The sequence below is a fragment of the Flavobacterium bizetiae genome (assembly GCF_902804475.1).
GTDB lineage: Bacteria > Bacteroidota > Bacteroidia > Flavobacteriales > Flavobacteriaceae > Flavobacterium > Flavobacterium bizetiae.
This window is the reverse complement of the sequence record NZ_CADCSU010000217.1, coordinates 1-10,356: the sequence shown is the minus strand read 5'-3', so window position 1 is coordinate 10,356 and position 10,356 is coordinate 1. Positions and strand designations below refer to the sequence as shown.

Genomic DNA, 10,356 nt, shown 5'->3' with positions numbered 1-10,356 from the left:
CTAAAATAACTTGGAATTTCAGAAAACAAATTATAAAAATTTGGAGGTAAAAACGTAATACTTATAATTAGGTTTCTAAAATGATTATCTGGAAATATTTTATAATGGTCAAATATTAATAAAAAACAATAAGTAAAGACAGAAGCTACTACTATAGAAGGAAATAAGCGGATAAATCTTTTTTTCCAAAAAGTAGTAAAATTTGCTGTACTTTCTAAAGTATAACAAATAACAAATCCACTTATCATGAAGAAAAAAGGTACTCCCTTAAATCCATAGTGAAAATATTCACCTCCAAAATACGGGTATTCCACATCGTTCCATCTAAAAAAATAATGATATAAAATAACCGATATAATTGCTATTGTCCTAAACCCATCTAATATAGAGATTCTATTTTTTGAACTTGGAGTTTCTAAATAAATATTTCTCATAAATTCGATAAAATTAAAGCAATTCGTTTACTTGTACCTATAAGGGGCTTACCTATTTGCAAATCAATCATTGCTTTTCTATACATTATTCTTTCTTCAGAGTTTAAAAAAGATTGATTAATTTGTTCAATCAATTCAAATTTATCTTTAGCAATTGTTACAGCATTTCCGTCAATTACTTTTTTATAATGACTATAATTTAAAAATCTTTGATCATTATAAAGTCCATTTTTCAAATTTCCAAATACAGTATTGATTACCGGCTTATCAAAAAGCATAAAATCAAGGCTCATAGTCGAACACATATTAATGCTCAAATCTGCATTTTCAAGTAATGCACGTAAATCTATAATATCTTCCTTACTTGGTACACGTTGCGACCAGCTCTCCTTATGATTTTCTCTTGTTAGAATCCATTTTGGTACATTCCATAAAATTTCAGGAAATTCATTCCTAAGAGCTATAAATCTACTATCGTCTTCTGCTGGGGAAGTTCTTACCAGAAGCTGAACCGAACTTGTTATTTCTCTATTTCGGATAGCTTCAGCAATAATTTTAATAACTAAAGGATCATTCGGGCCAATAGAAACATCTGCACAACTATAACAAATTATTTTTTTATTTGGATCCAAACCAAATTTTGAAATAAAACCTTCTTTTGTCGACTTATACTCATCTAAAACATAAGGTTCAAATTGTGGTGTACCTACCACTTTTACATCTTCATTTTTAACATTTGGATAAAAATACAATAACTCTTCTTTCATTAAATTGCTCCATACTAAAAAGCGATCAAAAGTTCCTAACATTCTGCCCTTTGAGGCTAAGTTATCCCAACTAAAAATAAAAGTACTTGTTAGAATTTTTGTTTTAATAGCGGCATATAAAAATGGTGTCAGATATGGTGGCCTTTGATGAGTAAAAAACAAATGGGAGGGTGTATCCTTTCTTAATATTTGAATATATTCTTTTGTGATTTTATTTTTTGAAAAAGATAAAAACTGAAGCTTTTCAGCTACTAATATACTTGAACTCGAATTTATAAATTTCGTAAAAGCATAAATACTTTTTATCAACATAGCCCTTGCAGAATTCTTTTTAGGATATCCGGCAATTAAATTATCATTCATTCCATAAAAGTTCTTATTCTTTTGTAAATGAGCCAATTCTTTCCATTTTCTAAAAACCCACGTAATATTTCCCTCTTTAAAAACAGTAAGTTCTTTTATTTGTATTTTTGGGTTATCAAAATTTTGATAACAACTTTCGGGTAATCCTGAATAGATTATAATTTTATCAAATTGATTGACTGCTTCTTCTAGAAAATTGCTCATGACAAAATTTCTAAATCCGACACCGTCTGTAATCACAACTCCTAATATTTTCATTTTTTACTTTATAACCTATTTTTTAGAGTCTCTTTATATGCTGTTAAAAATCATAATGCTTTAAATACTGTGCTAATATTTTATCCTTAATATTTGGAATCAAAATTCTATTTATTTTTTTACTTACTTTATTTCTATTCGAAGAATAATAATTATTGGCCAATAAAGCTCCTGACAAATTCAATTCTTTTATTATATTAAAAGTTTCTATATTGTAAGAACCATGAGGTAAAGACAGATATTTTGTCGGATTTATTTCTAGCTCATTTAACTTTTTTAACGACCTTAAAAGTTCTTGCTTTTGTTGTTCATAAGTTAAACTCCCTAGCGGATAATGATTATGAGTATGAATTCCTATTGAAATCAAAGGATGCTTTGAAAGTAATTGTAACTCCAAATTTGTTAATGAACGATATTCCTTACGGGGAAAAAACATGAGATGATTTACTTTCTCAAATTCTAAAAACCATTTTTCTTTTTCATCATTTGAAAAATTATTAAGTTTCTCTACAATCTCTTTATAAATACTATCTGATTTTAAATTTTTGTCTTTTTTATTTGGTAAATAAAATATCTCATTACAAGAAGAATAGTCAAAAACTAATCTGTCCCACCAAAATTCATTTTCTTTATTTATATTTAACGTTGTTACAAAAATTGTTGCCGGAATTTCATGTTTTTCTAATAAAGGTAAAGCATTTAAAATGTTATCTGCATATCCATCATCGAATGTAATTACTACTCCTGTTTTCTTTAAAGATATCCAATCTTCATCAAGTTTTAGAATTTGAAATTTGTCTTTATAATAAATTAATTGGTTTTCAAAATTTGAAACTCCTACTGTCAAGTCTTGTAGCTTTTGACCTACATCATCATTAATTCTATGATACATAAGCACCAATATTGGCCTACCATATAAAACTCTGCTTTTGAGCTTTAAAAACTGATAATATACTTTCCTTAATTTATTTTTCATTAACTAAACAAATCTCTAAATTGCTTTTGGTGGCTTAACTGCCATATATTTTCTTCCTGAAGACATTCAAAAAATAGTTCATTACTGTTGCCTTCACCAAAATCATCTTCAACATTTTGTATGGTATGTGAATCAATAATTAAAAGAGCTTCTCTTATACCTTGCTCAGAATAATCTGTATTGATAATATCAGCGTGAACTGCCCTATTTTGCTGACGTGTGCCAATATTAATAATCGGAATTCCGTAATATGGAGCCTCTCTGACTCCGGCACTACTGTTTCCTATAATAAATTGACTATTTTTTAATAACGTCAAAAAGTATTCAAAACGAAGAGACGGAAAAATCCTGAATCTCGAATTTCCCACCAACCTTTTGTAAGTCTCTATAATAAAACGACTTCCTAAATCATTATTAGGAAAAATAACAACATAATTATGATTGTCATTTAATAATACAGAAACAAAATTTTCTGCATATTTCTCCATTTCATTTATCTCTGTTGTGACTGGATGAAACATCACAATTGCATATTTTTTAAAATCTATTTTATAATATTCTTTAGCAGTGCTTAAATCTGGTAGTTTATTCGAAAACATTATATCTACATCTGGAGAACCAATAGTAAAAATAGACTCTTTTATTTCGCCCATTTGTACTAATCGTTTAGCTGCTTGTGTATTAGAAACAAAATGGATATGGCTTAATTTACTCACACTGTGACGAATTAATTCATCAACAGTTCCTGAAACCTCTCCCCCCTCAATATGTGATACTAAAATATTATTAAGAGATCCAACAATAGCCCCTGCAAGTGTCTCGACCCTATCTCCATGCACAATAATCATATCTGGATTTATCTCTTTACAATAACTTGATAAACCCTCGATTGTTTTAGCAAGAGTTAAATCCATTGTAGTTTCATGTGTATGATTTTGAAAAGTATAAATATTTTTGAAATTACATCTTTCAATCTCAATTAATGTGTAACCATATGCCTCCTGCAAATGCATTCCTGTAACAAATACAAAAACTTCAAATCCCTGATCTGCATCAAGAATAGTAATTAAAGATTTAATTTTTCCAAAATCGGCTCGTGTTCCTGTTAGAAAAAGAATTTTTTTCATCTTTACGCTTTACTCAAAATCAATAAAATCCAATTGCATATCATTTTCAATGTCTTTTATGGCAATTCTACCAAGTAAATCATTAAAATGTTCTGCCAGAATTTTACCTGTACCAGGTCGTTTTACCCAAATATTTTCTTTAGTTAAAGCTTCACCTTTTTTAATTCGTGCTATTGTACAAACAGTCGCAAATGCAAAATCAATTGTCACTTGCTCTTCTAATACTGGCTTTTTTGTTCCACCACGCATTAAAGCCATTTCTGCGCTTGAAATAATTAATTCCTGACAAGCATTTTCATCCATACTACAAACGATGTCTGGTCCATTACGTTGCATATGATCAGTAAAATGTCTTTCCAGAATGCTTGCTCCAAGAGCTACAGCACCCAAACATGCATTATTGTTAAGTGTATGGTCACTTAAACCGAAAACTTTATCCGGAAAGGCTTCATGTAATTCTATCATTGCACCAAAACGAACTAAATGTATTGGTGTTGGGTATAAATTTGTAGTATGTAAAAGTGCCACAGGAATATTTTTTTTGTCAAAAATATCCACAGCTTTTTGAACGCTTTCTATAGTATTCATGCCTGTACTCAAAATCACAGGTTTACCAAAAGAGGCTATATGCTCTAATAATGGGTAATTATTACATTCTCCGGAACCTATTTTATAAGCCGGTATATCAAATTTCTTTAGTCTTTCTGCAGCTGCGCGAGAAAATGGGGTTGAAATAAATATCATGCCTTTACTTTCAACATAATTTTTAAGTTCGAGTTCCTCTTTTTCATTTAAAGAACAACGTTCCATAATTTCATAAATAGAGACATCTGCATTACCAGGAATTACTTTTTTAGCAGCTCCACTCATTTCATCTTCGACAATATGAGTCTGATGTTTTATAACTTCAACTCCTGCTCTGTATGCTGCATCTACCATTTCTTTAGCAACTTGCAAAGAACCTTCATGATTAATTCCGATTTCTGCAATAACTAAAGGAGGAAAACTTGGTCCAATTTTTCTACCGGCAATTTCTATATATGATTTCATTAATTTTTAATATTTTTATAATACAAATACTTAGCATAATCAAAGTCTGCCTGTGTATCAATATCTACGTTAGCAAAAATATGATCTATTTCGAAAGGAAAAGCATCTTCAGAGATAATTATGTTTTCCATTATTAATTTAGATTTGGTAATATATAAGAGTCCATTTTCAAAATATAACGGTTCTAAATCCTGACTCCTTTGGCCAATTTTATAATTGAACGGAACAAATTTCTGATCTATTATTTTTCCTAATTTTTTATGATCTCTGGAAACAGTAAATAAACTATTACATTTAATTTTATCATAAATTTCAAAAGTTTTCTGAACCAAATTTTCTGGACGAACCGGATTTGTTGGCTGCAATAAAATTACATTTTCTACTTCTAAATCGATATTTTCTAAAACATGTTTTAAAGCAGAAACTGTTGGTTCTAAATCACCTGATATATTTTCAGGTCGATCAATAACTTTAGCTCCATATTTTAATGCAACTTTTTTTATTTCTGGATCCTCAGTCGAAACATAAACTTCATCAATAATTTTACTATTAGCTTTCGCATACAAAATGCTATGTGCTAATAAGGGAATCTCATCCAACAACTTTATATTTTTTTGAGGTAAGCGCTTAGAGCCTCCTCTGGCCGGAATAATTGCGATTGTCTTCATAAATTAAAATTAATTATCATTTGGAGACCAATAAAGTTTTGTTTCTCCTAATTCTTGATAAGCATTAAATTCTTTTGCAGATAACCGATTTTTATTTTTTATAATTTTCGGGATTGAAAGTAACAAATCACATAATGCAAATATGATCGCTCTTAAAGCTTTAAGATCTCCTTTAAAAACTTTTGTTTTAAGCTGTATCCAGACAGAATAAATCATTTTCTGGGGAATTACATTAATGGGATAAAATAAAAAATATAAATACCAGCCCGAGCGTAAAGATCTTCGTAATCTTATAACATAATCAGCATTTTTTTTTCTTTCTTTAATATTCACTCTATGGTTAACTAATATCTCGGGAAGATAATGAACTTCCCAGTTTTTTTTAAATAATTGATAGGATGCAAAATCTTCCTCTCCATAGAAAACAAACCATGATGGATAATCGGGAATCGTTATCCAAGCAGACATCCTCCAAACATTTGCTCCACCTGCAAAACTCTTTATTCGGTGAGATACTTCATTACAATTAGTTAATTTAGGTTCTTTTAAATCCCAAAAAATCCTGAAACTAAATAAAGCAATATTTGGATTTTGGCTGAATGACTTCTTTATAATTTCGAGAGGATTCTGAGTTACAAAATGCAAATCGTCATCAATAGAAATAGCAAACTCTGTAGTTACCATCTCCATTAATCTATTTCTACTATAAATTAAGCCTTTGCTTTCAGAATTTTTGATAATTTGAATTTTAGGATAATTACTCTGAATAAACTCAAAAGTTCCATCTACAGATCCGTCATCACAAATCAAACAAGTAACATCCTCTCTATTTAGAAGGTATTGAATTTTATATAACGTAAAATTCAACTGCTCTCTTCTATTTTTAGAGGTTATTAAAATAGAAAAATTAGATGCACCTTTTTTATAAATTTGATTCATTATAAGTTAATCAATATTTTTTTTAAGTAGGCTTCAGAAACATAGTACTCTAAATCTCTTCTGTTTAGACTCAGACTAATTGGATTTTCTTGCCATAAGTAATATAATCTTTCAATCAATACTGCAATTTTCTCAACATCGTCGACTTCAGACCAAAATTCATAATTACTTCCTAATAGTCTTCTTACTTCACTATAATAAGGGGCTAAAGAAAGAATAATTTTATTAGCTTCAATACAATGAGGAAATTTAGCAGGAAGAAAAGGGCTAATTTCCGATTTTGACTCTAAAATGATATTAACAGAAACGTTTTTTTGTAAATAAAAAACCTCCTCGAACGGCCTATTACCATTATAAAAATACATCTCAGGAGTATTTTTAATATATTCTTCAAGTATTTCGAGATGTTCTTCGGCATTGCCTATCAAAATAAGTTTAGATTCATTTTTAGCTTTTGGATTTCTCTCTAAAAATTTTCTAAACCCTTTTATCAAACCTTCCGGCGGGCGTTCTTTCATTAAATTGCCAGCGTGTAACAAACTAAATTTTGAATGATCAAAATAGCATAAGTCAATACTATTTTGAATTTCATGTTTTGAGTTTTGATGTGGAATTACAATACCTGTCTTAGAAAAATTTAAAAAATAGCTTCCCATCCATTCTTTTAATAATTTACTTGGGAAAGCACTATACTTCGCTTTTTCAGACAGTTCACGAAAAAAAAATTCTTTTTTGTCATAACCAGGCTCTACCCAATTATAAGGTCTTGGATAGTAATGAAAAGGATATGGATCATGGACATAAGCAATCCATTTATTGTGTAATTCTGGCAACTTAAGAACTGCATAATGAGGTCGAAAACTAGCTCCTTTACTTAAAGTTAGAACAAAGTCCGGCTCAAAAAGATTTTTTTTCAAAGTCTTAACTATACTATTTGTGTCATTAAAAAAAGTGAATGAAAACCCAAGTCTTTTTTCAAAAAACACCCCTAAATTTATTTTAAATTTTCTATTTAAAACTCTTTGAAATCTGCTTAAAAAATACATTATACTAGCTTTTATTTCAGGAATTGCTATTGTATTAATCTCCTTTAAATATATACTTTTAAGTGTATAATGATAAACCAAAATATCAAAACCAGCCTCTTTCAAATTATTAATTAGAGCAACATTTGCTTTAGAACCACTACTGTCTTCAATATTTATAGAATCTACTACGATAAGTATTTTCATTTTAATATAATTTTAGCAAATAATCAACAATTTTTTTTGATGCGTCTCCATTTCCATACGGGCTCATTTTATTTTTAAAACCTGTAAAATTATTTAAGATATTCTGTATTCCTTCTATAATTTTAGTTGTATTTGTTCCTACTAAAATAGAAAAACCTGCATCAACTCCTTCCTGTCTTTCAGATACATTTCTGGTTACTAAAACAGGTTTCCCTAATGAGGGTGTTTCTTCCTGTATTCCTCCGGAATCCGTAACAACTAAAAAAGATTGTTGCATCAGCCACACAAAAGCCGGATAAGATAATGGTTCAACAAGTTTAACATTTTTATTGTTTGATAATAATTCATGAACTATATCTTTTACATTTGGATTCAAATGTACCGGATATATAATAGTTACATCATCACGTTCTGATATTTTTAAAAGTGCTTTGCAAAGATTTTTTATTCCTTCTCCATAATTTTCCCTTCTATGTCCTGTTACTAATATTATTTTTTTACCTTTTGATACTATTTTTTTCAACTGTTCTATTTCTTCGTTTTTATAGTTAGCTGATTGTATCTTACTAATCGTCCAAAATAAAGCATCAATAACTGTATTTCCAGTTTGTACAATAGACTCTCGAGAAATTTTTTCGCATAGCAAATTTTGTGTAGCTTGTTTAGTAGGTGTAAAATGTATGTCAACAATCCTACTTGTTATTTGACGATTAATCTCTTCTGGAAATGGTGCTTGCTTATTGTATGTTCGTAACCCAGCTTCTATATGACCTACTTTTATTCCTAAATGAAATGCGGCTAATGCAACCATTGAAGATGTGGTAGTATCTCCATGAACTAAAACCAAATCTGGCTTTTCTAATAGTAAGACTTTATCTATTTTAGAAAGAATTTTGGCACTTAATCCATTCAAACTTTGACTCGGTTGCATTAAATCAAGATCATAGTCTGGTATAATTTCAAAGAAATTCAATACCTGATCTAACATTTGTCTATGCTGTGCAGTTACACAAACTTTTATTTCAAAATTACTATCTTTCAATTTGTGATAAAGAGTTGCCATTTTTATGGCTTCAGGACGTGTCCCAAAACAAAGTAAAATTTTCAAAATTAAAGTTTTGCTATTTTTTTTATTATTCGAAAAACAAGAGATCTTAAATAGAAAGGCGTGAATCTTTTTTTCAGACTTATTTGCAACTCTTTGAAATCTTCAATTTCTACATATTCGCCTTCTAATTCTTTAAAAGTAGTTACATTTTTATCTAATCTATTTCCTATATGATAAGCAAATGTTTTATGTAATGATAATCGATAATATCCTTTCTTATCTGCTTTGTTATCAATAAATTTATCTTCATATCCATTAAAAAACTTAAAGACAGGAAAACTGTTGCTTTTATTAATTAGTGCAGTTCTGTAGGTTGCTACAAAATGCCCTGCCCCTAAAATAGCTACTTCATTATTTCTTTTAAGGTAGTATTGATGAGTTCTCCAATTAAAACTTCTATTATTTCTATTTAATAGCGAATCATTTCCTAATCCTTCCAAGTAAATATCACAATCTTTATCCGAAACTATCTTGTCTTTTTTTATTTTTAATGATAAAATTGTATCAAAAAAAGCTGTATTATTATGATTAAAGGCCAAATTTGGGCAAGGTAAGGGAGCAACAACACCTGATCTTTCGAAATTTCTATACACATTAAAAATCGCTTTTTCCCAACCCTTAATAAATAAAACATCAGCATCTGAAACTGTTACAAAAGGTTCATATATCCCTCTTATCTCATTCATTACAGCATAAACTTTGCCTTTGTTTTCTGAATATCGCACATATTTATCTATTTGCCCTTTATCTAAATATTTGTTTATTACTGAATTTACATCAGTTACAGAATTGTTATTAATAAGTGTAATAGATGTAGTTTCAAAATTTATTGTGTTTGTAATAGACTCCAAACAGGCATCTAATACATTAAGACTTTCTTTATAATAATCATCAAAAATATTAGGAATAAAAAACACAACAATTATGCGATGCATACTTCTCGTGTTTTTCTCTCCTTTAAATTTCTCTGGATTAACTCCTTTACGCATAATTTTTTAATCGATTAAAATCTTCTATTGCTGTATTTCCTTTTAAAAATATGTAATCACCACTACCATAATAGTCATCAACCAATTCAAATACCTCATTAGAATTAATTTTATAAATCTCTTTAAAATTAAGCTTAATCAACATGTCTTTGATTTCCTTGCAAATAAGTAATCCATTAATCTCTTCTAATAATTCAATTATTAAAATTGAATTATCTAAGTTATTAAGGAATTTCGTTGCGCCTTCAATAACTTCTTTTTCATAACCTTCCACATCAATTTTTATTATTAATGGACCATTAGATATATTTTCCTTGAAATTATCTAATAACGATACGGGAATATTGATATTCTTCTGATTAGTTCCAAAATGAACTTTCATCGAGTGTTTACCATTATTCCATCCTTGATTAATATTCATTTGATTAATATAGCTACTTTCTCC

Annotated in this window: 11 protein-coding genes; all 11 read right to left on the bottom strand. The window is 29.0% G+C overall.

The genetic code is table 11. The features are described from left to right. The coding region (locus tag FLACOL7796_RS24130) for an acyltransferase family protein (protein ID WP_173973312.1) at window positions 1-434 on the bottom strand (434 nt) is incomplete at its 3' end. Next, on the bottom strand, window positions 431-1,822 hold the full coding sequence (locus FLACOL7796_RS24125; RefSeq protein WP_173973311.1) for a hypothetical protein: 1,392 nt from the start codon (window positions 1,820-1,822) through the stop codon (window positions 431-433). The genes FLACOL7796_RS24125 and FLACOL7796_RS24130, both read right to left, overlap by 4 nt. A gap of 43 nt (window positions 1,823-1,865) precedes the next feature. Further along, window positions 1,866-2,714 (bottom strand): polysaccharide deacetylase family protein, encoded by an 849-nt coding sequence (locus tag FLACOL7796_RS24120; protein WP_191408507.1) that lies wholly within the window; start codon window positions 2,712-2,714, stop codon window positions 1,866-1,868. 83 nt (window positions 2,715-2,797) lie between these two features. Further along, the gene (gene neuC, locus FLACOL7796_RS24115; RefSeq protein WP_173973309.1) at window positions 2,798-3,925 is read right to left on the bottom strand and encodes a UDP-N-acetylglucosamine 2-epimerase; all 1,128 of its coding nucleotides are present in this window, start codon (window positions 3,923-3,925) and stop codon (window positions 2,798-2,800) included. Window positions 3,926-3,934: 9 nt separating this feature from the next. Further along, a complete protein-coding gene (locus tag FLACOL7796_RS24110) occupies window positions 3,935-4,975 on the bottom strand; it encodes an N-acetylneuraminate synthase family protein (protein ID WP_173973308.1) in 1,041 nt (346 codons plus the stop codon). Beyond that, entirely contained in the window at window positions 4,975-5,643 is a 669-nt protein-coding gene (locus FLACOL7796_RS24105) for an acylneuraminate cytidylyltransferase family protein (RefSeq protein WP_173973307.1), read from the bottom strand. The genes FLACOL7796_RS24110 and FLACOL7796_RS24105 overlap by 1 nt, the downstream gene beginning before the upstream one ends. A gap of 9 nt (window positions 5,644-5,652) precedes the next feature. After that, on the bottom strand, window positions 5,653-6,582 hold the full coding sequence (locus tag FLACOL7796_RS24100) for a glycosyltransferase family 2 protein (RefSeq protein ID WP_173973306.1): 930 nt from the start codon (window positions 6,580-6,582) through the stop codon (window positions 5,653-5,655). Next, window positions 6,582-7,814, bottom strand: coding sequence for a glycosyltransferase family protein (locus FLACOL7796_RS24095; protein WP_173973305.1), 1,233 nt, complete (start codon window positions 7,812-7,814; stop codon window positions 6,582-6,584). The genes FLACOL7796_RS24100 and FLACOL7796_RS24095 overlap by 1 nt, the downstream gene beginning before the upstream one ends. Window position 7,815: 1 nt before the next feature. Continuing rightward, a complete protein-coding gene (gene wecB / locus FLACOL7796_RS24090; RefSeq protein ID WP_173973313.1) occupies window positions 7,816-8,925 on the bottom strand; it encodes a non-hydrolyzing UDP-N-acetylglucosamine 2-epimerase in 1,110 nt (369 codons plus the stop codon). After that, window positions 8,925-9,911 (bottom strand): glycosyltransferase family A protein, encoded by a 987-nt coding sequence (locus FLACOL7796_RS24085; protein ID WP_173973304.1) that lies wholly within the window; start codon window positions 9,909-9,911, stop codon window positions 8,925-8,927. Before FLACOL7796_RS24085 ends, wecB begins: the two co-directional genes overlap by 1 nt. Next, window positions 9,904-10,356 (bottom strand): FkbM family methyltransferase (locus FLACOL7796_RS24080; protein WP_173973303.1); only part of this gene is annotated, 453 nt, incomplete at its 5' end. The genes FLACOL7796_RS24080 and FLACOL7796_RS24085, both read right to left, overlap by 8 nt.